This is a genomic window from Billgrantia sp. NRB1 (assembly GCF_056921725.1).
Map to the genome: position 1 here is coordinate 3,700,332 of NZ_CM167783.1, position 26,246 is coordinate 3,726,577.

Consider the following 26,246-nt stretch of genomic DNA (forward strand, 5'->3'; position numbering starts at 1 on the left):
ACACCGAGAGGTACGCCCCATGCACCGGGACCCGCACCTGGAAGCCTTCTGCGGCTTCTTCAATAATCTTGACAAAAGCTGTACAAAAGAACTTTACAGGTTCTATACTGAGGACGTCGAATTTATCGACCCGCTGCACCGCATAGAGGGAGCAGAGGCGCTGGAACGCTACTTCGCCAGCCTGTACGAGAATGTGACGTCGTGCCGGTTCGAGTTCCATGAGCGACAGCGTCTGGGCGATACCGCCTTCGCCACTTGGACCCTGCATCTGGCCCATCCCCGACTGGCGAAAGGGCGCGACATCCGGGTCGAGGGCTGCTCCCGGCTGCGCTTTGCCGCCGACGGCAGCGGCAGGGTGGCCTTCCACCGCGACTATTTCGACGTTGGCGCCCTGCTCTATGAGCGCTTGCCGCTGCTTGGCGGGGTGATTCGACAGCTCAAGCGACGCTTCGGCTAGGGCGGCTACGGCCGCCATCCACTGGAGGCCACATGCCCCGACCCGCGACCCAACGCATCTGGCTGACCGGTGCCACCTCCGGCATCGGGCGCGCCCTGGCCCTGCGGCTGCTGGCGCAGGGACACCGCGTCGCGCTGAGCGCCCGGGGAGAAGGCGCGCTGGCCCAGCTCACCGCGGGATATGACAATGCCCTGGCGCTGCCGCTGGACGTGACCGACCGGGACGCCGTGGCTCGCGCCGGCGAGCGACTCGCCGACGCCTTCGGCGGCCTCGACCTGGCGCTGCTCAACGCCGGCACCTGCGAGTACCTGGAGGTGCATGACTTCGATGCCGCACTGGTCGAGCGGGTCTTCACCGTCAACGTCTTCGGCACCATTCACTGCATCGAGGCGGCCCTGCCGCTGCTGCGCCGGGCCAGGGCACAGGGCCACCATCCGCTGCTCGCCGCCACCTCCAGCGCCGCGGCCTACCTGCCGCTGCCCCGGGCCGAAGCCTACGGCGCCTCCAAGGCGGCATTGAGCCACTTCCTGGAGTCGCTGCGCCAGGACCTCCACGCCGAAGGCATCGACGTCAGCGTGATCCATCCCGGTTTCGTCGAGACGCCGCTGACCGAGCGCAACGACTTCGCCATGCCGATGCGCATCCCCGCCGACGCCGCCGCCAAGGCCATTCTCGCCGGGCTGGCCCGACGCCGCCTGGACATCCACTTTCCGCGTCGCTTCACCCTGGCGCTGCGCCTGCTCGGCCTTCTGCCGCCCGGGCTGCGCTTCCGGCTCGGGCGACGCCTGTCCCGGTCATCGGCCACGGAGGCCCAGCCATGAACGCACCCTGCTTGTCCCTGCCCCCCCAGCCACAGCGCATCGCCGTGGTGGGGAGCGGTATCAGCGGCATGGCGGCCGCCTGGTACCTGAGCCCCCGTCACGAGGTCACGCTGTTCGAGGCCGGCGAACGCCTGGGCGGTCACACCGCCACCGTGGATGTCGAACTCGACGGCCGCCGCTACGCCATCGATACCGGTTTCATCGTCTTCAACGACTGGACCTACCCCCACTTCCAGCGCCTGATGGCGACGCTGGGGGTCGCCAGCCAGCCCACCGAGATGAGCTTTTCGGTGCACCAGACCGATCGCGACTTCGAGTACAACGGCCATACCCTGGCGACCCTGTTCGCCCAGCGTCGCAATCTGCTGCGCCCCGCGTTCTACCGCCTGCTGGCCGACATCCTGCGCTTCAACCGCCGCGCCCTACGCGACCTCGACGGCGACCGGCTGGATGCCGCCACCCCCCTGGGGGCGTATCTGGAAAGCGGCGGTTACGGCCAGGCGTTCCAGACCCGCTACCTGCTGCCCATGGGCGCCGCCATCTGGTCGGCCAGCATCGATAGCCTGCGCGCCTTCCCGGCGCTGTTCTTCCTGCGCTTCTTCCGCCACCACGGCCTGCTGTCGGTGAACGACCGGCCCCAGTGGTACACCCTGGTGGGCGGCTCGCGCGCCTATATCCCGGCGCTGACCGCTCCCTACTCCGAGCGCATCCGCCTCTCGACCCCGGTACGCGGCATCCGCCGCCTGACCGACGGCGTTGCACTGCGCACCGACCAGGGCGTCGAGCGCTTCGACCAGGTGGTGCTGGCCTGCCACGCCGATCAGGCGCTGGCCCTGCTGGATGACGCCGGCGCCACCGAGCGCGAGATCCTCGGCGCTCTGCCCTACCGCGACAACGACGTGGTGCTGCATACCGACACCCGCCTGCTGCCGCGCCGCCCCCGCGCCTGGGCGAGCTGGAACTACCGCCTCGACGGCCGCGGCGAAGCCGCCCGCGTCTCGGTGACCTATGACATGAACATCCTGCAGCGCCTGGACGCACCGCACACCTTCTGCGTAACGCTCAACGACACGGCCGCCGTCGACCCGGCCCGAGTGCTGGGCCGCTTCACCTACGCTCACCCGCAGTTCACCCTGGCGGGCCATGCCGCCCAGGCACGCCACGGGGAGATCTCGGGCGGGGCGAGCCGAACCCACTTCTGCGGCGCCTACTGGCGCAACGGCTTCCACGAGGACGGGGTGTGGAGCACCCTGCGGGTCGCCAGGGGCCTGGGCTGCGACGAAGAGACGCCGCCGCCGGGCACACCGACCGATGCCGCACGGCCTGCCGCCGAGGGCATCCCGGCATGATCGCGACGCCGCGCTCGCGGATCTACCGCGGCAGCCTGTGTCATCGTCGCTTGCTGCCGCGTCACCACGCCTTCACCTACCAGGTGTGGATGGCCTGGCTCGACCTGGAAGAGCTGCCCGGGCTGTTCGACGGCGTGCCCGGCTTCAGCGCCCGGCGTCCGGCGCTGGCCCGCTTTCGCCGCGAGGACTATCTCAACAAGGCCCCTCTCAACAAGGCCCCTGCCCAGGACGACCTGCCCGCTCACGACCGGCCGCTGAAACAGGTCGCCCAGGAGGAGATCGAGCGCCAGCTGGGCTGGGCGCCGGATGGACGGATCTGCCTGCTGACCCAGCTACGCACCCTCGGCATGGGCTTCAATCCGATCTCGCTCTACTACGCCTTTGACGCCGCGGGCGAGCTGCGCGCCCTGCTCGGCGAGGTGAGCAACACCCCCTGGGGCGAGCGGGCCTATTACGCCTGTCCCGTCGCGCCGCAGCGCCGTGTCCACCGCGCCGAATTCGCCAAGGCGATGCACGTCTCGCCCTTCAACCCCATGGACATGACCTATCGCTGGCGCTTCAACACGCCCGGCGAGGCGCTGATGATGCACATGGAGACCTGGAAGGATGGCCGGCGTCATTTCGATGCCACCCTGACCCTGACGGCCCGCCCCGCGACCCGCGGGGTGCTACTCGCCACCCTGGCGCGCCAGCCGTGGATGAACCTCAAGACCCTGGCCGGCATCCACTTCGAGGCGCTGCGCCTGTGGCTCAAGCGCGTGCCGATCCACGACCACCCCGGTCCCGCCCCGAGATCCCGTAAGGAGGGTTCATCGTGAACACCCTGCGCTCTGCTAGCCCCCCCCGCCCCCTGGCGGAAGAGACCGACCAATTGACCCGCTGGCTGCGCCCCCGGCTGCTGGCCCAGCTGCAGCGCCTCGAGGGGGGAAAGATCACCCTGATCGAGGGCAGCCAGTGCTACCACCTGGGCCAGGACGGCCCGCTGCGGGTCACGCTGGTGGTGCGTCGTCCCAGGGCCTGGCGGCGCCTGGCACTGGGCGGGAGCGTAGGGGCCGCCGAAGCCTATATCGACGGGGACTGGGACGCCGATGACCTGGTGGCGCTGATCCGCCTGTTCGCCCTCAACCTGGAGCGCGTCAACGGCGAGCTGGAAAACGGTCCCGCGCGAATCGGCCGCTGGCTGCTCGGCGCCCTCAACGCCCTGCGACGCAATACGCGGCGCGGCGCACGGCGCCACATCGCCGCCCATTACGACATCGGCAACGAGCTCTTCGCGACCTTCCTCGACCGCGAGCACCGCATGTACTCCAGCGCCCTCTTCCCGCATGCCGAGGCGAGCCTGGAGGAGGCCTCCACCCACAAGCTGGATGTGATGCTGGATGCGCTGGGCGTTGGTCCCGACCATCACCTGCTGGAGATCGGCACCGGCTGGGGCGGCCTGGCGATTCATGCCGCCCGCACCCGCGGCTGTCGGGTCACCACCACCACCATCTCCGCCGAGCAGTACGCTCATGTCGCTCGGCGCATCGAGGAGGAGGGCCTTGGCGAGCGCATCACCCTGCTCCAGCAGGACTACCGCGAGCTCACCGGTCGCTACGATCGGCTGATCTCGGTGGAGATGGTCGAGGCGGTGGGCCATGAATACCTGGACACCTACCTGGCCACCCTCGACCGGCTGCTGACCGACGACGGCCTGGCCATGCTGCAGGCGATCACCATCCGCGACCAGCGCTTCGAGGCGGCCAAGCGGGAGATGGACTTCATCAAGCGCCATGTCTTTCCCGGCGGCTTCTTGCCCTCCCACCGCGCCCTGCTCGACGGCCTGACCCGGCGCACCTCGCTCAACGTCCTCGCCCTGGACGAGATCGGCCCCCACTATGCGCGCACCCTGCGCGAGTGGCGCCATCGCTTCGAGGCCAGCCTCGAGCGCGTCCGCCGGCTCGGCTACGACGAGCGCTTCATCCGCCTGTGGCGCTACTACCTCTGCTACTGCGAGGGGGGATTTACGGAGCGCAGCATCGGCACCTGCCAGCTGCTGCTGGCCAAGTCCGGCGCGCGGCCTGCGCCGCGGCTAGGACGGCCTTGACGCCGCGATAGCCTCGTCACGGGTGAGGGGGCAAGGGTCGCTCAGGGGGTGGGGTTAGAGCGCAGCGCGCCGGGGGCCGCCGACGCACCCTCGGGTGCGGCCTGCCACTGCGCTTCCAGGGCCTGGGCCGAGACCGGCCGCGAGTAGAAGAAGCCCTGCACCAGCGCGCAGCCGGCATCGTTCAGGAACGTCAGCTGTCCCTCGGTCTCCACCCCCTCTGCCACCACGTCCATGGCCAGGCCCCGGGCCATGGCCAGCACGGCGCTGACGATAGCGGCATCGGCGGGGTCGTTGGGCAGCGAGCGAATGAAGGCGCGGTCGAGCTTGATCTTGTCCAGGGGCAGGCGCTTGAGATAGCTCAGCGACGAGTACCCGGTGCCGAAGTCGTCGATGGCGATTCGATGGCCGCGCTGACGCAGCGCCTCGAGCCGCGGCACGATATCGCCGGCCCGCTCGTCGAGCAGCACCGACTCGGTCAGCTCCAGGCCCAGCTGGTCGGCGGAAATGCCGTGACGCGCCAGCCCCGAGGAGAGCGCCGACTCCAGCTCGCCCTGGAACATCTGGATCGCCGAGATGTTGATCCACACCGGAAGCAGCGGGAGGCCCAGCTCACGCCAGCGCGCCATCTGCCCCAGGGCTTCGTCAATGACCCAGTTGCCCAGCTGGCCCATCAGACCATGCCGCTCCGCCAGGGGGATGAAATCCCCCGGGGAGACCATGCCGTGCTCCGGGTGGCGCCAGCGCAGCAGCGCCTCCATGCCGACCACCGCGCCGTCGCGGGTGCGATGCTGAGTCTGATAGTGAAGCTCCAGCTGATCACCGTTGGCCAGGGCATCGCGCAGGGCATAGACCAGCGCCATGTGGGGGCTTTCCTGGACGTCCAGCGCAGGACGAAAGCGCTGGCTGACGTTGCGGCCGTGGCGCTTGGCCGAGTAGAGCGCCGATTCCAAGCGCTGGAACAGCACTCCCGAGTCGCGACCGTCCTCCGGTGCCCGGCAGCTGCCGATGGACAGCCCCAGGCGCAGCGAGCGACTGCCGATCTCGAAGGGCTCCCCCAAATGCTGGCGCAGACCGGCAATCCAGTTGTCGTGGTCATCGAAGGTGGTGGTACGGATCACCAGAAATTCGTCGCCGCCCAAGCGCCCGACCACGCCGCCGGCCACATGGCCCACCAGGCGCTGACCGAAACGGGCCAGCAGGCGGTCGCCCTGTTCGACGCCCAGGCTATCGTTGACCGACTTGAAACCGTCGATGTCGATGATGGCGATATCCAGGCTCTCCCCGGCGCGCAGATGGCGCAGCCGCGAGGTCATAAGGTCGTGCAGCCGGCGCCGGTTGGGCAGGCCCGTCAACGGGTCTTCGAAGCCGATGCGCCGCAGGTCCTGCTCGCGGGCCTTGTGCACCGAGATATCGGTGAAGGTGCCGACATAGTGGCGAATGCGGCCGCGGGCATCGGTGATCGCCTTGATGCGCAGCCACTCGGGGTAGTCGTCACCCTGCTTGCGGCGGCTCCAGATCTCCCCTTCCCAGCGCCCCTTGCTCTCCAGGGTCTGCCAGTAACGCTTGAAGAAGGCCGCATCGTGTCGGGCGGCCACCAGATTGCTGGCATTGAGGCCGCGAACCTCCTCTTCGGTAAAGCCGGTGATACGGGTGAAGGCCGGATTGACCGCCAGGATACGATGCCGGGCGTCGGTGATCTGCACCCCCTCTTCGGAAAGCATCAGCGCCTGCTGCATCAGGTCGGCATGCTGTCGGTCGCGCCGCAGCTGACGCCAGGCGTCGGCGCCCCCCAGCGCGACAATGCCCACCGCGACCAGCCGCAGCCCGGGGTCGGGCAGCCAGATGCAGGCCGGCAGTGCGGCCAGGGCCGCCCAGGCCAGAGGGCGATTGAGGGTCGTGGAAGACAGCATGTCAGGGTCCGCGGTAACGGGCGTAGGAAGAGCGGCGTCACGAGTCGCCTGCTTGGCAACCCCTATCGGCCGGTTGGCGCCACACTTTAATCCTTCGGCGGCGGCGCGTCATGCCCGGCGTGCATTCATCGGCCACGGCCAGTAGACTAGGCGGGGCCGCCCGGGCGAGGGGCGCCGCCAGACGACGCGCCCGCCACGCTGCGGGAGGCCCACAACAACTGCGACTCGGAACGACCCAGTGACCAAGCAACACTCCTTCGAACGCGAAGAGCTGCTGGCATGCAGCCGCGGCGAACTGTTCGGCCCCGGCAATGCCCAGCTGCCGGCCCCCAACATGCTGATGCTCGACCGCATCACGCGGATCTACGAAGACGGCGGCGATCACGGCAAGGGCGAGCTGGTCGCCGAGCTGGATATCCATCCCGACCTGTGGTTCTTCGACTGCCACTTCCCCGGCGATCCGGTGATGCCGGGCTGTCTGGGGCTGGACGCCATGTGGCAGCTGGTGGGCTTCTATCTGGGCTGGCTGGGCCATCCCGGCCGCGGCCGCGCCCTGGGCTGCGGCGAGGTCAAGTTCACCGGCCAGATCCTGCCCGACGCCAGTAAGGTCACCTACAAGATCGACATCAAGCGCATCATCACCCGGCGCCTGATCCTCGGCATCGCCGACGGCACGGTGTCCGTGGACGGTCGCGACATCTACCAGGCCACCGACCTGCGCGTCGGCCTGTTCACCTCTACCGCGAACTTCTGATCAGGAGGCTCCCATGCGACGAGTGGTAGTCACTGGACTGGGCATCGTGTCCTGCCTGGGCAATGACCGCGACGCGGTTACCGAAGCCCTGAAAACGGGGCGCTCGGGCATTCGCTTCAAGGAAGACTACGCCGAGCGTGGCTTCAGAAGCCAGGTGGCCGGCGTCGTGGACATCGACCTCGACAGCCTGGTCGACCGCAAGCTGCGCCGCTTCATGGGTGACGCCGCGGCCTACGCCTACGTCTCCATGGCCCAGGCCATCGAGGATGCGGGGCTCGCCCCGGAGATGGTGTCCAGCGAGCGCACCGGGCTGATCGCCGGCTCCGGCGGCGCCTCCAGCGCCAACCAGGTCGAGGCCGCCGACGTCATGCGCGAAAAAGGGCTGCGCCGCGTGGGGCCCTACCGAGTGACCCGCACCATGGGCAGCACCGTGTCCGCCTGCCTGGCCACGCCCTTCAAGATCAAGGGGGTCAACTACTCGATCTCCTCGGCCTGCGCCACCTCGGCCCACTGCATCGGCAGCGCCATGGAGCAGATCCAGATGGGCAAGCAGGACGTGGTCTTCGCCGGCGGCGGGGAGGAGGAGCACTGGACCCTGTCGTGCCTGTTCGACGCCATGGGCGCGCTCTCCACCCACTACAACGAGACCCCCGACAAGGCCTCGCGCCCCTATGACCAGGCCCGCGACGGCTTCGTCATCGCCGGCGGCGGCGGCATGCTGGTGCTCGAGGAGCTCGAACATGCCAAGGCCCGGGGCGCCAAGATCTATGCCGAAGTCGTGGGCTACGGCGCGACCTCCGACGGCTACGACATGGTCGCCCCCTCCGGTGAGGGCGCGGTACGCTGCATGCGCCAGGCGCTCGCCAGCGTCGACGGCAAGATCGACTACATCAACACCCATGGCACCTCCACCCCGGTGGGCGATGTCGCCGAGCTCAAGGCGATCCGTGAGGTGTTCGGCGATACCACCCCGGCCATGAGCTCCACCAAGTCGCTGACCGGCCACTCGCTGGGCGCCACCGGCGTGCAGGAGGCGATCTACTCGCTGCTGATGATGGAGAACGACTTCATCGCCGCCTCGGCCAACGTCGAAGCGCTCGACGAGCAGGCAGACGGCTTCGATATCGTCACCCAGCGTCGCGATGAGGCGACCGTCGAGCGGGTGCTCTCCAACAGCTTCGGCTTCGGGGGCACCAACGCCTGCCTGGTGCTGGAGAAATACCGGGGCTGACGCCGCCCTGACGCCTCAGCGTAACGCCAGCGGCGCCCCTTGGGGCGCCGCTGGCGTTTGCGCCGGCCACTCTGACCCTTGAGCCGGCGCCGTCAGGCGGGCTTCTCGGCGGGCACCGGCCGCGGCACCTCGGAGATTTCGGCCAGGCGCGCCTCGATCCACGCCTCCGCCTCGGCCAGCACCTCGTCGGCGCTGCGTCCGGCGGTGGCGATCGGCTCGCCCACCACCACGTTCAGGGTGCCCGGGTTCTTGACCCAGTGGCGCCCCGGCCAGCGCTCGCCGGCGTTGTGTGCCACTGGCAGCACCGGCACCCCGGCGCGGCAAGCGATCACCGTGCCGCTCTTGTTGTAGCGACGGCGCTGTCCCGGCGCCACCCGAGTCCCCTCCGGAAAAATCAGCACCGAGAGCCCCTCCCGCAGGCGCGCCACGCCCTGGGACAGCACCTGCTTCATGGCCCGGGCGGGGCGGGAGCGATCCAGGGCGATGGGATGCAGCAGCCTAAGCCCCCAGCCGAACAGCGGGATGCGCAACAGCTCCTGCTTGAGCACCGTGCACACCGGCGGCTTGAGGATCTGCAGGTAGAGGGTCTCCCATTCGCACTGATGGTTGGCCAGGATCACGCAGGGGCCTTCGGGCAGATGCTCGCGCCCTCGAATGCAGTAGCGCACCCCGCAGGTCCAGCGGAACCAGGCGGTCAGGAAATGGTTGTAGAGATTGAGCAGGCGATAGCGGGCGGGCAGCGGCAGCAGCGGCGCCACCGGCAGGAAGAGCCCGCCGCAGACCAGGATGGCCAGGAAATAGCCTAGGTAGAAGAGCAGGCTGCGAAACACGTTCATGGGCGAGCATCACCCTCTTCCCGCGGTGGGCGACGCGCCTGACACCACTCATCGAGCATGCGCCCCACCTCCAGGCGCCAGGGCTTCTGGTGCACGCCGAAGGCCTGCAGCACCCGCCGGCAGTTCAGCACCCGCCGCAGCGGCTGGTCATGGTGGTGCTTGAGCGCCTTGACCTGGCCCAGCTCGACCTGCTCGCCGAGGCCTTCGAGCCGCGTCGCCAGCTGGGTACGCACCAGGGAGGTGAAGGTGTAGGCGCTGACCGGCTCGGTGCCGGCCAGGTGGTAGGCGCCCCAGGCATTGGAGCCACAGGCCAGCTGGTGCAGCATCCCCACCAGCGCCATGGCCACGGCATCCGCCGAGGTGGGGCAGAAGATCACGTCCTGGGCGGCGCGCACGTCGTCTCCGGCGATCAGGCTATCGATGACGCCGCTGAGCCAGGCGTGACCGCCTTCCAGGGCGAACAGCGGCCCCAGCCGCACGATGAGATGGCGCGGATGGCCGCTGCGGATGCGATCGCCGATGGCGATCAGCCGACGCAGGCTCTCGTCCCGCGGGGCGGGAATCACGTGCTCGTCGATGGGCGTATCGAAGCCGTCCTGGTAGAGCTGGTCGGAGACGCACCACACCAGCGGCGTATCGGTTTCCCGGCAGGCCGCCAGGCAGGCGTCGACGCCGTGACCGTGGGCGACCACCGTCGCCGGCTCGATATCCATGGGGCCGGAGAGCGGCGGCATGATGACCGCGTCCGGCGCCAACTCGCGCAGCCGGTGGGCATCAATCTCCAGGCCGGACTCGATCACCAACTCGGTATCGCTACGCCGATGCGCCACCCTGGCCAGGGCCAGGTTCAGGCAGTGCCCGGCATCCAGTATCAGCAGCTTCACGCCAGACCCTCCCGCAGACTGGAAATACGCTTCAGAGGATTCGACTAGAACGGAATCTCGTCATCGAAGTCGTCGAAGCTACCCGGATCGGGGGCGCCGTAGCTGCCCTGCTGCTGGCCACCCTGCTGGGGATTGCCCTGCTGACCGCCTCCCTGCTGGGGCATCGGCGCCGGCTGGGGAGCCGGACGCTGCTGGGGCTGTCCGCCGGCGAAGTTGCCCCCCTGGGGCGGCGGGGCGGCACCGTAGTTGCCCTGCTGCTGGGGCTGGCCGCCGTAGCCGCCGCCCTGCTGATAGCCGCCCTGACGAGGCGCCCCGCCGCCCTGGAAATCGCCACCGCCGCCGCGGGAGTCCAGCATCTGCATGTCGTTGGCGACGATCTCGGTGGTATAGCGGTCCTGGCCATCCTGGCCCTGCCACTTGCGGGTCTGCAGCCGGCCCTCGATGTAGATTCGCGAGCCCTTCTTCAGGTACTGCTGGGAAATCTCCGCCAGCTTGTTGAACATGACCACCGAATGCCACTCGGTGCGCTCCTGGCGCTGACCGCTCTGGCGATCGGTCCAGGTGTCGGTGGTGGCCAGGCGCAGATTGGCCACGGGGTTGCCGGACGGCATGAAGCGCACCTCCGGGTCCTGCCCCAGATTGCCGATGAGTATGACCTTGTTGACGCCTCGGGCCATGGTGGAACTCCCTATTCGTTGATTCAGCTCGTGTCGTGGGTCGAGCGTGTGGAAACAGGCGCCCCGGGGCGCCGTTGGGCGCCCGGATTCAGGGCTAGCCGCCGCGATGGCGGTTGGAACGGATCAGGCGGTCCAGGGCGTCTTCGTCGAGATGCCGCCGGTCCACCTTAAGATAGGCCAGCCGCTCCTCGGGCACGACCAGCACATCCTCGACGCCGGCCACCTCGGCAAAGCTCGCCATCAGTGTTTCCATGGTGCCTTCGGGGTGGTCGTCGTCGAGCGCCACCACCTCGCTGGAAAGATGCGGCGGCACCGGCATCCCCAGCATCACCAGCCACCACAGTGCGGCCAGCAGGGCGCAGCCGATGAACACCGCCGGCAGCCCCCACTGCTGGGCCAGCAGGCCACCCAGCAGGCCGCCCAGGAAGGCCCCCAGGAACTGGCTGGTGGAGTAGACGCCCATGGCAGTGCCCTTGGCCCCGGCCGGCGCCAGCTTGCTGAGCATCGACGGCAGGGTGGCTTCGAGCAGGTTGAAGGCCGTGAAAAACAGCAGCAGCCAAGCAAACAGCAGCCAGCCGCCACCGACCCCGGCCAGACCGGCCAGGCTGACGGCGATGCCGCCGATAGCCAGCAGGCACATGCCGCGCATGCGGTGGCGCTTCTCGGCCACGATCACCAGCGGCACCATGCAGGCGAAGGCCAGCACCATGATCCCCAGGTAGGCCAGGCCGTGACGCTCGGCGGCGATGCCGGCCTCGACCAGGCGGAAGGGCACGGCGACGAAGATCGCCATCAACACCAGGTGCAGGGCGAAGATCGACAGGTCGAGCCGCCACAGATCGGCGCGGGTGAGGATTCCGGCCAGCTGGCGGCGGTCGATGCCCACGTCGCGGTGCCGCAGGCGACGCGGCGCCGGCGGCACCAGCTTCCACAGCACCGCCAGGCCCAGCGCGGCCAGCAGGGCCGTGAACCAGAAGACCGAGGACAGCCCGAAGGCCGAGGCCAGCCAGGGCCCCAGCACCATGGCCACGGCGAAAGCCACCCCGATGGAGAGGCCGATGGTGGCCATGGCCGCGGTGCGTACCTGCTCGCGGGTCTGGTCGGCCAACAGCGCCATGATAGCGGCGGCCACCGCCCCGCTGCCCTGCAGGCAGCGCCCGAGGATGACGCCGCCAATGGTATCGGCCTGGGCGGCCACGACGCTGCCAAGCAGAAACAGCAGCAGGCCGCCGGCGATCACCGGTTTGCGCCCGAGGCGGTCGGAGAGCAGGCCGAAGGGAATCTGCAGGACTGCCTGGGTCAGACCGTAGACGCCCAGCGCCAGCCCCACCAGCAGCGGCGTGGCGCCGGCCAGGTCGTCGGCATAGAGCGCCAGTACCGGCAGCACCATGAACAGGCCCAGCATGCGGGTGGCATACAGCCCAGCCAGGCCGCTGATGGCGCGCCGTTCGGAGGCTAGCAGGAGTCCAGAGACCTTGCGCATAGGGTGGCGTGAATCCGATGGATAGACGGGCGAGCTCGCCCTGGGTGAGGGGCCATTCTAGCCGTTCCGGCCGACGCAGGAAACGTTCGCCACCAAGCCGCTTTGCCGGCCGATGGACCCCGCCCGTATAATGGTGGTTTTGCCGCGCGCCACGAGGTGGGAATGGACAGGATTCTGGTCAGGGGTGCCCGCACTCACAACCTCAAGCAGATCGATGTCGAGCTGCCCCGGGACAGCCTGATCGTGGTGACGGGGCTCTCCGGCTCGGGCAAGTCGTCGCTGGCCTTCGACACCCTCTATGCCGAAGGACAGCGTCGCTACGTGGAGTCGCTCTCCACCTACGCTCGCCAGTTCCTGTCGATGATGGAAAAACCCGACGTCGACCACATCGAGGGGCTCTCACCGGCCATCTCCATCGAGCAAAAATCCACCTCCCACAACCCGCGCTCCACCGTGGGCACCATCACCGAGATCTACGACTACCTTCGCCTGCTGTTCGCCCGGGCCGGCACGCCGCGCTGCCCCGAGCACGACGAGCCGCTGGAGGCGAGCACCGTCTCGCAGATGGTCGACCAGGTGCTGGCGCTGCCCGAGGGCAGCAAGCTGATGCTGCTGGCCCCGGTGGTCAAGGGCCGCAAGGGCGAGCACCTGCAGCTGCTCGCCGAGCTGCGCGCCCAGGGCTTCGTGCGCGCCCTGATCGATGGCCAGGTGCTGGAGCTCGACGATATCTCTCCGCTGGACAAGAACAAGAAGCACGATATCAGCGTCGTAGTGGATCGCATCAAGGTTCGCGAGGGACTCGCCCAGCGCCTGGCCGAATCCTTCGAGACCGCGCTAAACCTGGCCGACGGCACCGCAGTGATCCATTTCATGGACGGCGAGGCGGAGGACATTCCCTTCTCATCGCGCTTCGCCTGTCCGGTATGCGGCTACGCCATCGCCGAGCTCGAGCCGCGCATGTTCTCCTTCAACAACCCGGCCGGCGCCTGCCCCACCTGCGACGGCCTGGGCGTGCAACAGGTGTTCGACCCCGACAAGCTGATCAGCCACCCCGAGCTGTCGCTGGCCGAAGGGGTGATCAAGGGCTGGGATCGGCGCAGCGTCTACTACTTCAGCCAGCTACAGGCGGTGGCGGCGCACTATCGTTTCGAACTGGAGACCCCCTGGCGAGACCTGGCGCGGCACGAGCGCGAGATCATCCTGCACGGCAGCGGCCACGATGACATCGCCTTCCACTATGTCAACGACCGCGGTCGCAAGGTAACCCGGGAACACCCCTTCGAAGGTGTGCTGCCCAACATGCAGCGGCGCTACCGGGAGACCGAATCCAGCATGGTCCGCGAGGAGCTGGCCCGCTACATCGCCGAGCGCCCCTGCCCCAGCTGCCACGGTTCGCGGCTGCGCCAGGAGGCCCGCCACGTCTACATCGATGGACGCCCGCTGCCGGAGGTGGTCCGCCTGCCCATCGGCGAGGCCTGGGACTACTTCAGCCGTTTGACCCTGCCCGGGCGCCGCGGCGAGATCGCCGTCAAGATCATCAACGAGATCCACGCCCGCCTGGAATTCCTGGTCAACGTGGGGCTCGACTACCTTAACCTGGAGCGCAGCGCCGACACCCTCTCCGGCGGGGAAGCCCAGCGCATCCGCCTGGCCAGCCAGATCGGCGCCGGCCTCGTGGGCGTCATGTACATCCTCGACGAGCCCTCCATCGGCCTGCACCAGCGCGACAACGACCGCCTGCTCAAGACCCTCGAGCACCTGCGCGACCTGGGCAACACCGTCATCGTGGTGGAGCACGACGAGGAGGCCATCCGCGCCGCCGACCACGTGCTGGATATCGGTCCCGGCGCTGGCGTGCACGGCGGACGCATCGTCGCCCAGGGCACCCCGGAGGCGGTCATGGCCAGCCACGACTCCCTGACCGGCCAGTATCTCTCCGGCAAGCGCCGCATCGAGGTGCCCAAGTGGCGCATTCCCGGCAACCCGGAAAAGCAGCTGCGCCTGACCGGCGCCACCGGCAACAACCTGCACCGGGTCAACCTGACGCTGCCGCTGGGGCTGTTCATTTGCGTCACCGGGGTGTCCGGGTCGGGCAAGTCGACCCTGATCAACTCGACGCTGATGCCGATCGCCGCCCGGGAGCTCAACAAGGCGACGACCCTGACCCCGGCCCCCTATGAACACATCGAAGGGCTCGATCAGCTGGACAAGGTCATCGACATCGATCAGAGCCCCATCGGCCGTACGCCCCGCTCCAACCCGGCCACCTATACCGGCATCTTCACTCCCATCCGCGAGCTCTTCGCCGGCACCCAGGAGGCGCGCTCGCGGGGCTACAAGCCGGGGCGCTTCTCCTTCAACGTCAAGGGCGGCCGCTGCGAGGCATGCCAGGGCGAGGGGATGATCAAGGTGGAGATGCACTTCCTGCCCGATATCTACGTGCCCTGCGACGTCTGCAAGGGCAAGCGCTACAACCGCGAGACCCTGGAGATCGCCTACAAGGGCAAGAGCATCCACGAAGTGCTCGAGATGACCGTGGAGGAGGCGCTGGCGTTCTTCTCGCCGGTGCCGGCCATCGCCCGGCGCCTGCAGACGCTGATGGATGTCGGACTCTCCTACATCCGCCTGGGCCAGAGCGCCACCACGCTCTCCGGCGGCGAGGCCCAGCGGGTCAAGCTGGCCCGCGAGCTGGCCAAGCGCGACACCGGCAAGACCCTCTATATCCTCGACGAGCCCACCACCGGGCTGCACTTCGAGGACATCCGCCAGCTGCTCACCGTGCTGCACCGCCTGCGCGACCACGGCAACACCATCGTCGTCATCGAGCATAACCTGGACGTGATCAAGACCGCCGACTGGCTGGTCGACCTCGGCCCCGAGGGCGGCTCCGGCGGCGGGCGCATCATCGCCGAGGGCACCCCGGAGCAGGTGGCGAAGATGGAAGCCTCCCATACCGGGCGCTTCCTCAAGACGCTGCTGGAGCGGCAAGCGACGGGCCGCGAGCCACGCGCCGCGAGCACGGCGGAGACCTGACCAGTAAGCTGTAAGCAAAGCATGAGACCCCGCAGGCCAACCCTGACGGGGCTTTCTTATAGCTTACAGCTTATGGCTTCCGACTCCCGGCGAAGCCGGGCAACAAAAAAACCGGCCCCTTGCGGGGCCGGTTTTTCTTTCAGCGCTTGCCGAGCCGGAGGGCCGGTCGAGGTTCACTCCTCGGCGGCTTCCTCGGTCTCCTCGACGACCGGACGGTCGACGAGCTCGACGAAGGCCATGGGCGCGTTGTCGCCGGTGCGGAAACCGCACTTGAGGATCCGGACATAGCCGCCCGGACGCTCGACGTAACGCGGACCCAGCTCATTAAAGAGCTTGCCGACCGCTTCCTTGGAACGGGTGCGGCTGAAGGCCAGGCGCCGGTTGGCGACGCTGTCCTGCTTGGCCAGGGTGATCAGCGGCTCGATGACGCGACGCAGCTCCTTGGCCTTGGGCAGGGTTGTCTTGATCACTTCGTGCTCGATCAGCGACACGCTCATGTTCTTGAACATGGCCTGGCGATGCGAGCTGGTACGATTCAGGTGACGACCACTCTTACGATGACGCATGGTTGTGATTCCTTACCAAACTGGGACTCGAGTCGACGCTTAGGCGGAGCTCTTTTCGTCCTTCAGGCTTGCCGGGGGCCAGTTTTCCAGCCGCATGCCAAGCGAAAGACCGCGCGCTGCCAATACGTCCTTGATCTCGTTCAGGGACTTCTTGCCGAGGTTCGGCGTCTTGAGCAGCTCCACCTCGGTGCGCTGGATCAGGTCACCGATGTAGTAGATGTTTTCGGCTTTCAGGCAGTTGGCACTGCGAACGGTCAACTCGAGATCGTCCACGGGGCGCAGCAGGATCGGATCGATATGATCCTCTTCCTCCTCGACCTCCTGTTCCTTGTCGGCTTCCAGGTCGACGAACGCGGCCAGCTGCTCCTGCAGGATGGTGGCGCTGCGACGGATCGCTTCCTCGGGATCCAGGGTGCCGTCGGTCTCCAGATCAATGATCAGCTTGTCGAGATCGGTCCGCTGCTCGACACGCGCCGCATCGACGGCGTAGGAGACACGCCGCACGGGGCTGAAGGTGGCATCCAGCTGCAGGCGACCGATGGCGCGCGACTCGTCATCCGCCCCGACGCGCGCGTCGGCGGGCTCATAGCCGCGACCGCGAGCGATCTTGAGCTGAATCTTGAGCTCGGCACCTTCGTTGACGTGGGCGATGACGTGATCCGGATTGACGATCTCGACATCATGATCGAGAACGATGTCACCCGCGGTCACCACGGCCGGGCCCTGCTTGTTCAGCGAGAGCACCGCCTCGTCGCGACTGTGCATGCGGATGGCCACGTCCTTGAGGTTCAGGAGGATCTCGATGACATCTTCCTGAACGCCCTCGATCGCGCTGTACTCGTGCTCGACACCCGCGATCTCGACTTCCACCACGGCACAGCCGGGCATGGACGAGAGCAGGATGCGGCGCAGCGCATTCCCCAGAGTGTGGCCAAAGCCACGCTCGAAGGGCTCGAGCACGATCTTCGCGTGATGCGCGCTGATCTCTTCGACCTTGATATCGCGCGGACGGAGAAACTCTGTCACTGAACGCTGCATATACTACACCTTTGAGGCTGCCAAACGGTTACTCGGTACTCGGTGCCGACCCCGAAGGGCCGGCCCGCCGCGATCAGCGACGCTTACTTCGAGTACAGCTCGACGATCAGGTTTTCGTTGATGTCGGCAGACAGGTCGCCGCGTTCCGGGATAGCCTTGAAGGTGCCTTCCATCTTCTTCGCGTCCACTTCGATCCAGGCCACATCGCCACGGTTGGCAGCGATCGACAGGGCGCTCTGGATGCGCGCCTGGTTCTTGGCCTTCTCGCGCACGGACACCACGTCACCGGGCTTCACCTGGTAGGAAGCCACGTTGACGGTCTTGCCGTTGACCGCGATGGCCTTGTGGCTGACCAGCTGGCGCGCCTCGGAGCGCGTGGAGCCGTAGCCCATGCGGTAGACGACGTTGTCCAGTCGGGATTCCAGCAGCTGCAGCAGCACTTCGCCGGTAGCGCCAGAGCGACGCGCGGCTTCCTTGTAGTAGCTGCGGAACTGCTTCTCGAGCACGCCATACATGCGACGTACTTTCTGCTTCTCACGAAGCTGCAAGCCGTAGTCGGAAAGACGCTGACGGCGCTGGCCGTGCACACCCGGGATCTGCTCGGATTTGCACTTCTTCTCGAAGGGAGTGACACCGCTCTTCAGAAAGAGGTCGGTCCCCTCGCGACGAGACAGTTTGCACTTCGGTCCAATATAACGAGCCATGAATCTGTCTCCTTAAACGCGGCGTTTCTTCGGCGGACGGCAGCCATTGTGGGGAATGGGCGTCGCGTCGGTGATGCTCTGCACGCGGAAGCCGGCGGCGCTCAGCGCGCGCACGGCGGATTCACGGCCAGGACCGGGGCCCTTGACCAGCACGTCGACGTTTTTCACACCATACTCGGCTGCAGCGGTCGCTGCACGCTCGCTTGCCACTTGAGCAGCGAACGGGGTGCTCTTGCGAGAACCACGAAAACCCGAACCACCGGCTGTCGCCCAAGAGAGAGCGTTGCCCTGGCGGTCTGTGATCGTCACGATCGTGTTGTTAAAAGAGGCGTGGATGTGCGCAACGGCGTCCACTACCTGCTTTTTAACCTTTTTACGGTTGCTACGCGGGTTAGCCATGTTGATGTCTATTCCTGTCTTTACGCCAGAACGTGCGTGTTACTTGCGGATCGGCTTGCGCGGGCCCTTACGGGTACGCGCATTGGTCTTCGTACGCTGACCACGCAGCGGAAGACTACGACGATGACGCAGACCACGATAGCAACCCAGGTCCATGAGACGCTTGATATTCAGCGTCACATCACGACGAAGGTCACCTTCCACGGTGTACTTGCCAACCTCAGAACGCAGGGCATCAACCTCTTCCGAGGAGAGCTCCTGAATCTTGGCGGTCGGCGCGATGCCGGTAGCGGCACAGATTTCCTGCGCGCGCGTGCGGCCAATCCCGAAGATATAGGTCAGCGAGATCGCCGCATGCTTGTTGTCCGGGATATTGACGCCTGCTATACGGGCCATCAGCTTACTCCGAATATGTGAGCGGCTTGCTCGTTGGGTCATCTACAAAAGGCGCAACAGCATACCCCTTTACCCACCGAAGGGCAAGGGGCATGCCGGCACCGGTTTCATCCAGCGCAGGGATCAACCCTGGCGCTGCTTGTGCCGCGGCTCGATGCAGATAACGCGCACGGCGCCATTGCGTCGAATGATCTTGCAGTTGCGGCACATCTTCTTGACGGAAGCTCGAACTTTCATCGTTCCTTCTCCAATTCACGTACGGCGCGCCTTAGCGCATGATGCCGCCGCTGCCGTAGCCTTTCAGGTTGGACTTCTTCATCACCGAGTCATACTGATGCGACATCAGATGCGACTGCACCTGGGCCATGAAGTCCATGATCACCACCACGATGATCAGCAGCGCGGTACCGCCGAAGAAGAACGGCACGTTCCACGCCACGATCAGGAACTGGGGCATCAGCGAAACCGCAGTGATGTACAGGGCGCCGCACAGGGTCAGACGGGTCATGACCTTGTCGACATAGCGAGCGGTCTGCTCACCAGGGCGAATCCCCGGCAGGAAGGCCCCTGACTTCTTGAGGTTGTCAGCGACATCCTTGGGATTGAAGACCAGCGCTGTGTAAAAGAAGCAGAAGAATATCACCGCCGCGCCGAAAAGCAAGATGTAGAGCGGCTGGCCCGGCCCCAGGGCCTGGGAAGCACGCTGCAGCCACTCCATGCCGTCGCCAGCGCCGACCCACTGCCCCATGGAGGCGGGGAACAGCAGGATGCTGGAGGCGAAGATCGGCGGAATCACGCCCGCCATGTTCACCTTGAGCGGCAGGTAGCTGCTCTGTCCGGCATACATCTTGTTGCCGACCTGACGCCGCGGATAGTTCACCGTGATGCGGCGCTGGCCGCGCTCGATGAACACCACGAAGGCCACGGTCGCCACGCCCAGGACTGAGAGAGCCAGCAGCGGCAGCACGTTCCACGCGCCTTCGTTGCGGGCCAGCTCGAACGCCTGGCCCACCGCGCCCGGCAGGCCGGCGACGATACCCGAGAAGATCAGCAGCGAGATGCCGTTGCCGATCCCCTTCTCGGTGATCTGCTCGCCCAGCCACATCAGGAACACCGCCCCGCACACGAAGGTGACGATGGCAGTGAAATAGAAGCTGAAGTCGGCCGTGTAGGCGATACCCTGGCTGGCCAGCCCCACCGACATGCCGACAGCCTGAACGAAGGCCAGCAGCACGGTCCCGTAGCGGGTGTACTGGCTAATCTTGCGGCGGCCGGCCTCGCCCTCCTTCTTGAGCTGCTCCAGATGGGGCGAGACCGCGGTCAGCAGCTGCATGATGATCGACGCGGAGATGTAGGGCATGATGCCCAGCGCCATAATGCTCATGCGCTCCAGGGCGCCACCCGAGAACATGTTGAACATGCCCAGAATGGTCCCCTGCTGCTCCCTGAACAAGGCAGCAAGCTGGTCAGGATTCATACCGGGTACGGGGATGTGGGCACCGATCCGGTACACCACGATGGCGAGGAGCACGAAGCGCAGACGCGCCCACAGTTCACTCAGACCGCTGCCCATCGCCGGCACATTTCCTGACTTGGCCATTTAGTCCTCTACCTTGCCGCCGGCGGCTTCGATCGCGGCACGGGCACCCTTGGTGACCTTGAGGCCGCGGACCGTGACCGCCTTGTTGAGTTCGCCGGACAGGATGATCTTCGCGTGGAGCGTGGCATCCTTGAGCACGTTGGCCTGCTTGAGGCTCTCGAGGGTGACTTCGTCACCGGCGACCTTGGCCAGCTCGGCCAGACGCACTTCCTCGGAGGCCAGCGACTTCATGGAAGTGAAGCCGAATTTCGGCAGACGCCGCTGCAGCGGCATCTGACCGCCCTCGAAGCCGGGCTTGACGCTGCCGCCGCTGCGCGACTTCAGGCCCTTGTGGCCACGGCCACCGGTCTTGCCCAGACCGGAGCCGATGCCGCGGCCGACGCGCTTCTCGGCGTGCTTGGAGCCCGGTGCCGGGCTCAGGCTATTGAGTTTCATGGATTACTCTCCCTCAACGCGCACAAGGTAGTTGACCTTGTGGATCATGCCGCGCACGGCAGGGGTGTCTTCCAGTTCGACCGTGTGACCAATGCGGCGCAGCCCCAGGCCCTTCATGGTGGCCTTGTGCTTGGGCAGGGTGCCGATGGTGCTACGGGTCTGGGTAACCTTGAGTGTTGCTGCCATGGTATTTACCCCGTGATCGCTTCGACGGACAGACCGCGCTTGGCGGCGATGTCGTCCGGCGACTGCATGGAAGCGAGGCCCTTGACGGTTGCCCGCACCACGTTCACCGGATTGGTGGAACCGTAGCACTTGGCCAGGACGTCGTGGACGCCCGCCAGCTCGAGGACCGAGCGCATGGCACCGCCGGCGATGATGCCGGTACCCTCGGAGGCCGGCTGCATGTACACCTTGGAGGCGCCGTGACGCGCCTTGACCGGGTACTGCAGGGTGTGGCCCTTCAGGGTGACCTTGACCATGTTGCGGCGTGCCTGGTCCATGGCCTTCTGGATCGCGACCGGCACTTCACGCGCCTTGCCGCGGCCGAAGCCGACACGACCATTGCCGTCGCCCACGACGGTCAGGGCAGTGAAACCGAAAATACGGCCACCCTTGACCACCTTGGCGACGCGGTTGACCTGCACGAGCTTTTCCTGCAGGTCGCCGGTGTTCTGTTCGTTCTTCGCCATCGTAAAACCCTTTAGAATTCCAGGCCGCCTTCACGAGCGGCGTCGGCCAGGGCCTTGACGCGACCGTGATACTTGAAGCCGGCACGATCGAAGGCCACCTGGGTGATGCCAGCCTGCTTGGCGCGTTCGGCGATCAGTGCCCCCACCTTGGCGGCGGCGTCTGAGTTGCCGGTCGCACCCTCGCGCAGGGCCTTGTCCAGCGTCGAAGCGCTGGCGAGGACCTGGCCACCATCCGGCGAGATGATCTGCGCGTAGATGTGGCGGGGGGTACGGTTGACGCACAGGCGATACACGCCCAGCTCGCGGATCTTGGCGCGAGCGCGGCGGGCACGACGGAGACGAGATTCTTTCTTCGCGTTCATAACCCTGCCTTACTTCTTCTTGGCTTCTTTGCGACGCACCTGCTCGTCGGCGTACCGAATCCCCTTGCCCTTGTAGGGCTCGGGCGGACGGAAGGCGCGGATTTCCGCGGCGACCTGACCGAGTTTCTGCTTGTCCGCGCTCTTCAGCACGATGACGGTGTTCTTCGGTGTTTCCACCGCGACACCCTCAGGCAGGGAGTACTCGACCGGGTGCGAGAAGCCCAGTGACAGATTGAGCGTCTGGCCCTTGGCCTGGGCACGGTAGCCGACGCCGTTGATTTCGAGGGTCTTGGTGAAGCCCTCGGAGGCGCCGGTGACCAGGTTCTGGACCAGAGCACGAGTAGTGCCGGCCATCGCCCAGGACTTGGCGGTCTCGCTCGGATTGAAGGTCAGCTGACCCTCTTCCTGGCCGACGACCACGTCCTGGTGGACGGTCATGGACAGCGTGCCCTGACCGCCCTTGACGGTCAGCTGGTCACCGTCGAGCTTGATCTCGACGCCAGCGGGCACTTTAACCGGATATTTGGCTACGCGGGACATTCCAAACTCCTAGAATACGGTGCAGATGACTTCGCCACCGACGCCGGCCTGGCGGGCGGCACGGTCGGTCATCACGCCCTTGGAGGTGGTGACGATCGCGATACCCAGACCGTCGGCCACCTTGGGCAGCGAATCCTTGCCCTTGTACTGGCGCAGGGACGGCTTGGAGACCCGCTGCAGGTGCTCGATGACCGGCTTGCCCTCGAAGTACTTGAGGGTCACGGTCAGCTCGGGCTTGGCGCCTTCGTCCACCGCGAATTCGGTGATGAAGCCCTCGTCCTTCAATACGCGGGCCACCTCGACCTTCAGCTTGGAAGACGGCATGGTGACCGTCTCCTTGGTGGCCATCTGCGCATTGCGGATACGGGTAAACATATCCGCCAGAGTGTCTTGCATGCTCATTTACGTTGCGCTCCTGATGATTCTACGTGGCGGCTTACCAGCTGGACTTCTTCAGCCCAGGGACCTCGCCACGCATGGCGGCTTCACGCAGCTTGTTACGACCGAGGCCGAACTTGTTGTAGAAACCGTGCGGACGGCCGGTCACGCGGCAGCGATTGCGCTGGCGCACCGGGCTCGAGTCGCGCGGCAGCTGCTGCAGCTTCAGCGTTGCCTCGAAGCGCTCTTCGTCGGAAGCGTTCACGTCCTGGATGATTGCCTTGAGCTGGGCGCGCTTGGCCGCGTACTTCTGGACCAGCTTGGTGCGCTTCAGCTCACGCTCTACCATGCTTTTCTTTGCCATGATCCCACCCTTATTTCTTGAACGGGAAGTTCAGCGCGCTCAGCAGCGCACGACCTTCCTCATCGGTGTTGGCGGTGGTGGTGATAGTGACATCCAGACCACGAATCCGGTCGATCTTATCATACTCGATCTCCGGGAAGATGATCTGCTCACGCACCCCCATGGAGTAGTTGCCGCGACCGTCGAAGGACTTCGGGTTGAGACCACGGAAGTCACGCACGCGGGGAATCGCGATGTTGACCAGGCGATCAAGGAACTCCCACATGCGCTCGCTGCGCAGGGTCACCTTGATGCCGATGGGCCAACCTTCGCGTACCTTGAAGCCCGCGATGGACTTGCGCGCCTTGGTCACCACCGGCTTCTGACCGGAGAGCTTCTCCAGGTCGCCGATGGCATTCTCGATCAGCTTCTTGTCGCTGGTCGCGTCGCCGATGCCCATGTTGAGGGTCACCTTGGTGATCCGCGGCACCTGCATCACGTTGGCGTAGCTGAACTGCTCTTTGAGCTTAGCCACCACCTCGTTCTGATAACGTTCTTTCAAGTTCGCCATTTTGCTACCCGACTCGCGTTAGGCGTCGATCCGCGTCTGCGTCGACTTGTAGATGCGTACCTTGGTACCGTCTTCCTTAACCTGGAAGCCGACGCGATCCGCCTTACCGGTCTCCGAGTTGAAGATCGCCACGTTGGACGCGTGAATCGGAGCCTCGCGCTCGACGATACCGCCCTGCTTGCCCGCCATAGGGTTGGGCTTGGTGTGACGCTTGATCATGTTCACACCGGACACGACGAAGCGTTCGTCCTTGAGGACGCGCTTGACAGTGCCGCGCTTGCCCTTGTCCTTGCCGGCGATGACGATCACTTCATCGTCACGTTTGATCTTTTGCATATCCGCCTCGCTCCTTACAGCACTTCCGGCGCCAGGGAAATGATCTTCATGAACTTCTCGTTGCGAAGCTCACGGGTCACCGGCCCGAAAATACGGGTACCGATCGGCTGTTCGTTGGTGTTGTTCAACAGAACCGCCGCATTTCCGTCGAAGCGGATCAGCGAGCCGTCGGAACGACGGACACCGCTGCGGGTGCGAACCACTACCGCCTTGAGGACCTGGCCTTTCTTGACCTTGCCACGCGGAATGGCTTCCTTCACCGTGACCTTGATGATGTCACCCACGCGAGCGTAGCGGCGATGTGAACCGCCCAGCACCTTGATGCACTGCACCCGGCGCGCTCCGCTGTTGTCGGCGACATCCAGCATTGTCTGAGTCTGAATCATCGGTTTTCTCCAAACCTAATCTGACTGCTCTCGCCGAGCTCAGCCCTTGGCCTGCTCGATCACCTCGACCAGCGCCCAAGCCTTCTTGCGGGACAGCGGACGACACTCCTGAATGGAGACCGTATCGCCGACCTTGGCCTGGTTCGCCTCGTCATGGGCGTGCAGCTTGGTGGAGCGCTTAACGTACTTGCCGTAGATCGGGTGACGCTCGCGGCGCTCGATCATCACGACGATGGACTTTTCCATCTTGTCGCTCACCACCTTGCCGGTGAGCGTACGGGATTTCTTCTCTTCGGCCATCTCAGTCACCTGCCTTCTCGTTGAGCACAGTCTTCACCCGGGCGATGTCCCGACGAACCTGCTTGAGCAGGTGTGTCTGGCTCAGCTGGCCGGTGGCCTTCTGCATGCGCAGGTTGAACTGCTCGCGGAGGAGTTCGAAAAGCTGCTCGTTGAGCTCTTCGACAGACTTTTCACGAATTTCCTGGGCGTTCATCACATCACCGTCCGTTTCACAAAGGTGGTGGATACGGGCATCTTCTGGGCCGCCAGGGAGAAGGCCTCGCGGGCCAGCTCTTCGGAGACACCTTCGATTTCATAGAGGACCCGGCCCGGCTGGATCTGTGCGACCCAGTACTCGACGGAGCCCTTGCCCTTGCCCATACGAACTTCGAGCGGCTTCTTGGAAATCGGCTTGTCGGGGAAGACGCGGATCCAGATCTTGCCGCCACGCTTGACGTGACGGGTGATCGCACGACGGCCGGCCTCGATCTGGCGGGCCGTGATGCGGCCGCGACCGGTAGCCTTCAGGCCGTATTCCCCGAAGCTGATCTTGCTTCCGCGATGTGCCAGGCCACGGTTGCGGCCCTTCTGCATCTTGCGGAATTTCATGCGCTTGGGTTGTAACATCGACTCGCTCTCCCCTTACCTGGAACCTTTCTTCTTGGAGGGCGCGGCAGGCTGCTGTTTCGCCTTGGCGCGGACCTCTTCGATGCCCCCGAGGATTTCACCCTTGAAGACCCAGACCTTGACACCGATGATGCCGTAGGTGGTCTTGGCTTCGTAGGTGGCGTAGTCGATGTCCGCACGCAGGGTGTGCAGCGGCACGCGACCTTCCCGGTACCACTCGGTACGGGCGATTTCGGCGCCACCGAGACGACCGGAGAGCATCACCTTGATGCCGCCGGCGCCCAGGCGCATGGCGTTCTGTACGGAACGCTTCATGGCGCGACGGAACATCACGCGGCGCTCGAGCTGGCCGGCGATGTTCTGCGCGACGAGCCTGGCGTCGAGTTCCGGCTTGCGCACTTCCTCGATATTGACGTGCACGGGCACGCCCATCATGGCGGTGATGTCGCGACGCAGGCGATCGACGTCCTCGCCCTTCTTACCGATCACGATGCCCGGACGGGCGGTGTGAATGGTGATGCGGGCGTTGTTGGCCGGACGCTCGATGTGGATGTGGCTCACGGAGGCGTTCTTCAAACGCTCTTCCAGGAAGCGACGCACCTCGAGATCGTTGTTCAGCTTGTCGGCGTAGGCACCGCGCTCGGCGTACCACACCGAGGTGTGATCCTTGACGATACCCAGCCGAATACCTGTCGGATGTACTTTCTGACCCATCTGGTCGACTCCTACTTCTCGGCTACCTTGACGGTGATGTGGCAGGTGCGCTTCAAGATACGATCCGCACGGCCCTTGGCGCGCGGCTTGATACGCTTGAGCGTCATGCCCTCATCGACGCAGATGGTCGAGACACGCAGCTCGTCGATATCCATGCCGTTGTTTTCTTCCGCGTTCGCGATGGCGGACTGCAGCACTTTCTTGACCAGCTTGGCAGCCTTCTTCGGTGAGAAGGTCAGCAGGTCGAGCGCTTCGGCGACCGGCTTACCGCGCACCTGGTCAGCCACCAAACGGGCCTTCTGGGCGGATAAACGAGCGCCACGCAGCTTAGCTGTGACTTCCATCTCTCAATCCTCTCT

Annotated in this window: 35 protein-coding genes; 8 read left to right on the top strand and 27 right to left on the bottom strand. The window is 65.8% G+C overall.

Annotated features, from left to right (window positions below; translation table 11 throughout):
* Window positions 1-19: 19 nt before the first annotated feature.
* From ACZIYR_RS16840 to ACZIYR_RS16860, 5 genes are read left to right on the top strand one after another with little or no spacing between them, the layout of a single operon-like run.
* Entirely contained in the window at window positions 20-457 is a 438-nt protein-coding gene (locus ACZIYR_RS16840) for a nuclear transport factor 2 family protein (RefSeq protein ID WP_483527499.1), read from the top strand.
* A gap of 32 nt (window positions 458-489) precedes the next feature.
* Window positions 490-1,278, top strand: a complete 789-nt coding sequence (locus ACZIYR_RS16845; RefSeq protein WP_473034908.1) for an SDR family NAD(P)-dependent oxidoreductase — start codon at window positions 490-492, stop codon at window positions 1,276-1,278.
* Window positions 1,275-2,627, top strand: coding sequence for an NAD(P)/FAD-dependent oxidoreductase (locus ACZIYR_RS16850; protein WP_483527500.1), 1,353 nt, complete (start codon window positions 1,275-1,277; stop codon window positions 2,625-2,627). Before ACZIYR_RS16845 ends, ACZIYR_RS16850 begins: the two co-directional genes overlap by 4 nt.
* Complete coding sequence (locus ACZIYR_RS16855; protein ID WP_473034909.1) at window positions 2,624-3,445, top strand: DUF1365 domain-containing protein; 822 nt, start codon at window positions 2,624-2,626, stop codon at window positions 3,443-3,445. Before ACZIYR_RS16850 ends, ACZIYR_RS16855 begins: the two co-directional genes overlap by 4 nt.
* On the top strand, window positions 3,442-4,713 hold the full coding sequence (locus ACZIYR_RS16860) for a class I SAM-dependent methyltransferase (RefSeq protein WP_483527501.1): 1,272 nt from the start codon (window positions 3,442-3,444) through the stop codon (window positions 4,711-4,713). Before ACZIYR_RS16855 ends, ACZIYR_RS16860 begins: the two co-directional genes overlap by 4 nt.
* Window positions 4,714-4,754: 41 nt before the next feature.
* On the opposite strand, the gene ACZIYR_RS16865 is transcribed toward ACZIYR_RS16860, so the two are convergent.
* Entirely contained in the window at window positions 4,755-6,623 is a 1,869-nt protein-coding gene (locus tag ACZIYR_RS16865; protein WP_483527502.1) for a putative bifunctional diguanylate cyclase/phosphodiesterase, read from the bottom strand.
* 238 nt (window positions 6,624-6,861) lie between these two features.
* Here ACZIYR_RS16865 and fabA point away from each other — a divergent pair, with 238 nt between their 5' ends.
* Together fabA and fabB are read left to right on the top strand one after the other, a co-directional pair.
* Entirely contained in the window at window positions 6,862-7,377 is a 516-nt protein-coding gene (gene fabA / locus ACZIYR_RS16870; protein ID WP_473034911.1) for a 3-hydroxyacyl-[acyl-carrier-protein] dehydratase FabA, read from the top strand.
* A gap of 13 nt (window positions 7,378-7,390) precedes the next feature.
* Window positions 7,391-8,608 carry a beta-ketoacyl-ACP synthase I gene (gene fabB, locus ACZIYR_RS16875; RefSeq protein ID WP_473034912.1) on the top strand — a complete coding sequence of 406 codons (1,218 nt, stop codon included), beginning with the start codon at window positions 7,391-7,393 and terminating at the stop codon, window positions 8,606-8,608.
* 92 nt (window positions 8,609-8,700) lie between these two features.
* Here fabB and ACZIYR_RS16880 read toward each other — a convergent pair whose 3' ends face one another.
* From ACZIYR_RS16880 to ACZIYR_RS16895, 4 genes are all read right to left on the bottom strand, one after another.
* Window positions 8,701-9,444, bottom strand: coding sequence for a lysophospholipid acyltransferase family protein (locus tag ACZIYR_RS16880; protein WP_473034913.1), 744 nt, complete (start codon window positions 9,442-9,444; stop codon window positions 8,701-8,703).
* Entirely contained in the window at window positions 9,441-10,328 is an 888-nt protein-coding gene (locus ACZIYR_RS16885) for a sugar nucleotide-binding protein (RefSeq protein ID WP_473034914.1), read from the bottom strand. The genes ACZIYR_RS16880 and ACZIYR_RS16885 overlap by 4 nt, the downstream gene beginning before the upstream one ends.
* 44 nt (window positions 10,329-10,372) lie before the next feature.
* Window positions 10,373-11,005, bottom strand: coding sequence for a single-stranded DNA-binding protein (locus tag ACZIYR_RS16890; protein WP_483527503.1), 633 nt, complete (start codon window positions 11,003-11,005; stop codon window positions 10,373-10,375).
* 94 nt (window positions 11,006-11,099) lie between these two features.
* On the bottom strand, window positions 11,100-12,488 hold the full coding sequence (locus ACZIYR_RS16895; RefSeq protein WP_473034915.1) for an MFS transporter: 1,389 nt from the start codon (window positions 12,486-12,488) through the stop codon (window positions 11,100-11,102).
* Between the two features lie 162 nt (window positions 12,489-12,650).
* Here ACZIYR_RS16895 and uvrA point away from each other — a divergent pair, with 162 nt between their 5' ends.
* Complete coding sequence (gene uvrA / locus ACZIYR_RS16900) at window positions 12,651-15,521, top strand: excinuclease ABC subunit UvrA (RefSeq protein WP_483527504.1); 2,871 nt, start codon at window positions 12,651-12,653, stop codon at window positions 15,519-15,521.
* Window positions 15,522-15,694: 173 nt separating this feature from the next.
* On the opposite strand, the gene rplQ is transcribed toward uvrA, so the two are convergent.
* The 22 genes from rplQ to rplV all read right to left on the bottom strand — a co-directional run bounded on the left by rplQ (window position 15,695) and on the right by rplV (window position 26,231).
* Complete coding sequence (gene rplQ, locus ACZIYR_RS16905; RefSeq protein WP_473034917.1) at window positions 15,695-16,087, bottom strand: 50S ribosomal protein L17; 393 nt, start codon at window positions 16,085-16,087, stop codon at window positions 15,695-15,697.
* Between the two features lie 39 nt (window positions 16,088-16,126).
* Complete coding sequence (locus ACZIYR_RS16910) at window positions 16,127-17,125, bottom strand: DNA-directed RNA polymerase subunit alpha (protein ID WP_473034918.1); 999 nt, start codon at window positions 17,123-17,125, stop codon at window positions 16,127-16,129.
* Window positions 17,126-17,208: 83 nt separating this feature from the next.
* Window positions 17,209-17,829 (bottom strand): 30S ribosomal protein S4, encoded by a 621-nt coding sequence (rpsD, locus tag ACZIYR_RS16915; RefSeq protein WP_238978584.1) that lies wholly within the window; start codon window positions 17,827-17,829, stop codon window positions 17,209-17,211.
* A gap of 12 nt (window positions 17,830-17,841) precedes the next feature.
* The gene (rpsK, locus tag ACZIYR_RS16920; protein ID WP_010626488.1) at window positions 17,842-18,228 is read right to left on the bottom strand and encodes a 30S ribosomal protein S11; all 387 of its coding nucleotides are present in this window, start codon (window positions 18,226-18,228) and stop codon (window positions 17,842-17,844) included.
* A 39-nt stretch (window positions 18,229-18,267) separates the two neighbouring features.
* The gene (gene rpsM, locus ACZIYR_RS16925; protein WP_473034919.1) at window positions 18,268-18,624 is read right to left on the bottom strand and encodes a 30S ribosomal protein S13; all 357 of its coding nucleotides are present in this window, start codon (window positions 18,622-18,624) and stop codon (window positions 18,268-18,270) included.
* Window positions 18,625-18,747: 123 nt separating this feature from the next.
* On the bottom strand, window positions 18,748-18,861 hold the full coding sequence (gene rpmJ / locus ACZIYR_RS16930; protein WP_009099023.1) for a 50S ribosomal protein L36: 114 nt from the start codon (window positions 18,859-18,861) through the stop codon (window positions 18,748-18,750).
* 31 nt (window positions 18,862-18,892) lie between these two features.
* Window positions 18,893-20,224 (bottom strand): preprotein translocase subunit SecY, encoded by a 1,332-nt coding sequence (secY, locus tag ACZIYR_RS16935; RefSeq protein WP_473034920.1) that lies wholly within the window; start codon window positions 20,222-20,224, stop codon window positions 18,893-18,895.
* The gene (gene rplO / locus ACZIYR_RS16940) at window positions 20,225-20,659 is read right to left on the bottom strand and encodes a 50S ribosomal protein L15 (RefSeq protein ID WP_473034921.1); all 435 of its coding nucleotides are present in this window, start codon (window positions 20,657-20,659) and stop codon (window positions 20,225-20,227) included.
* A 3-nt stretch (window positions 20,660-20,662) separates the two neighbouring features.
* Window positions 20,663-20,845, bottom strand: a complete 183-nt coding sequence (gene rpmD / locus ACZIYR_RS16945; protein WP_066452141.1) for a 50S ribosomal protein L30 — start codon at window positions 20,843-20,845, stop codon at window positions 20,663-20,665.
* Window positions 20,846-20,850: 5 nt separating this feature from the next.
* Entirely contained in the window at window positions 20,851-21,351 is a 501-nt protein-coding gene (rpsE, locus tag ACZIYR_RS16950; protein WP_238978580.1) for a 30S ribosomal protein S5, read from the bottom strand.
* Between the two features lie 11 nt (window positions 21,352-21,362).
* Window positions 21,363-21,713 carry a 50S ribosomal protein L18 gene (rplR, locus tag ACZIYR_RS16955; protein ID WP_483527505.1) on the bottom strand — a complete coding sequence of 117 codons (351 nt, stop codon included), beginning with the start codon at window positions 21,711-21,713 and terminating at the stop codon, window positions 21,363-21,365.
* 9 nt (window positions 21,714-21,722) lie between these two features.
* Window positions 21,723-22,253 carry a 50S ribosomal protein L6 gene (rplF, locus tag ACZIYR_RS16960; RefSeq protein ID WP_473034922.1) on the bottom strand — a complete coding sequence of 177 codons (531 nt, stop codon included), beginning with the start codon at window positions 22,251-22,253 and terminating at the stop codon, window positions 21,723-21,725.
* 9 nt (window positions 22,254-22,262) lie between these two features.
* Complete coding sequence (rpsH, locus tag ACZIYR_RS16965; RefSeq protein ID WP_238978577.1) at window positions 22,263-22,655, bottom strand: 30S ribosomal protein S8; 393 nt, start codon at window positions 22,653-22,655, stop codon at window positions 22,263-22,265.
* Window positions 22,656-22,689: 34 nt separating this feature from the next.
* Window positions 22,690-22,995, bottom strand: coding sequence for a 30S ribosomal protein S14 (rpsN, locus tag ACZIYR_RS16970; RefSeq protein WP_473034923.1), 306 nt, complete (start codon window positions 22,993-22,995; stop codon window positions 22,690-22,692).
* A gap of 10 nt (window positions 22,996-23,005) precedes the next feature.
* Window positions 23,006-23,545 carry a 50S ribosomal protein L5 gene (gene rplE, locus ACZIYR_RS16975; RefSeq protein ID WP_473034924.1) on the bottom strand — a complete coding sequence of 180 codons (540 nt, stop codon included), beginning with the start codon at window positions 23,543-23,545 and terminating at the stop codon, window positions 23,006-23,008.
* A gap of 18 nt (window positions 23,546-23,563) precedes the next feature.
* A complete protein-coding gene (rplX, locus tag ACZIYR_RS16980) occupies window positions 23,564-23,881 on the bottom strand; it encodes a 50S ribosomal protein L24 (protein ID WP_238978574.1) in 318 nt (105 codons plus the stop codon).
* 14 nt (window positions 23,882-23,895) lie between these two features.
* Window positions 23,896-24,267: a 50S ribosomal protein L14 gene (gene rplN, locus ACZIYR_RS16985; protein ID WP_238978573.1), complete on the bottom strand. Its 372-nt coding sequence runs from the start codon at window positions 24,265-24,267 to the stop codon at window positions 23,896-23,898.
* A 39-nt stretch (window positions 24,268-24,306) separates the two neighbouring features.
* Entirely contained in the window at window positions 24,307-24,567 is a 261-nt protein-coding gene (gene rpsQ, locus ACZIYR_RS16990) for a 30S ribosomal protein S17 (RefSeq protein WP_238978630.1), read from the bottom strand.
* Window position 24,568: 1 nt separating this feature from the next.
* Window positions 24,569-24,760, bottom strand: coding sequence for a 50S ribosomal protein L29 (rpmC, locus tag ACZIYR_RS16995; protein ID WP_238978572.1), 192 nt, complete (start codon window positions 24,758-24,760; stop codon window positions 24,569-24,571).
* Window positions 24,760-25,173 carry a 50S ribosomal protein L16 gene (rplP, locus tag ACZIYR_RS17000; protein WP_111413341.1) on the bottom strand — a complete coding sequence of 138 codons (414 nt, stop codon included), beginning with the start codon at window positions 25,171-25,173 and terminating at the stop codon, window positions 24,760-24,762. Before rplP ends, rpmC begins: the two co-directional genes overlap by 1 nt.
* A 15-nt stretch (window positions 25,174-25,188) precedes the next feature.
* Window positions 25,189-25,887, bottom strand: coding sequence for a 30S ribosomal protein S3 (gene rpsC / locus ACZIYR_RS17005; RefSeq protein WP_473034925.1), 699 nt, complete (start codon window positions 25,885-25,887; stop codon window positions 25,189-25,191).
* Between the two features lie 11 nt (window positions 25,888-25,898).
* The gene (rplV, locus tag ACZIYR_RS17010) at window positions 25,899-26,231 is read right to left on the bottom strand and encodes a 50S ribosomal protein L22 (RefSeq protein ID WP_010626471.1); all 333 of its coding nucleotides are present in this window, start codon (window positions 26,229-26,231) and stop codon (window positions 25,899-25,901) included.
* Window positions 26,232-26,246: the final 15 nt, after the last annotated feature.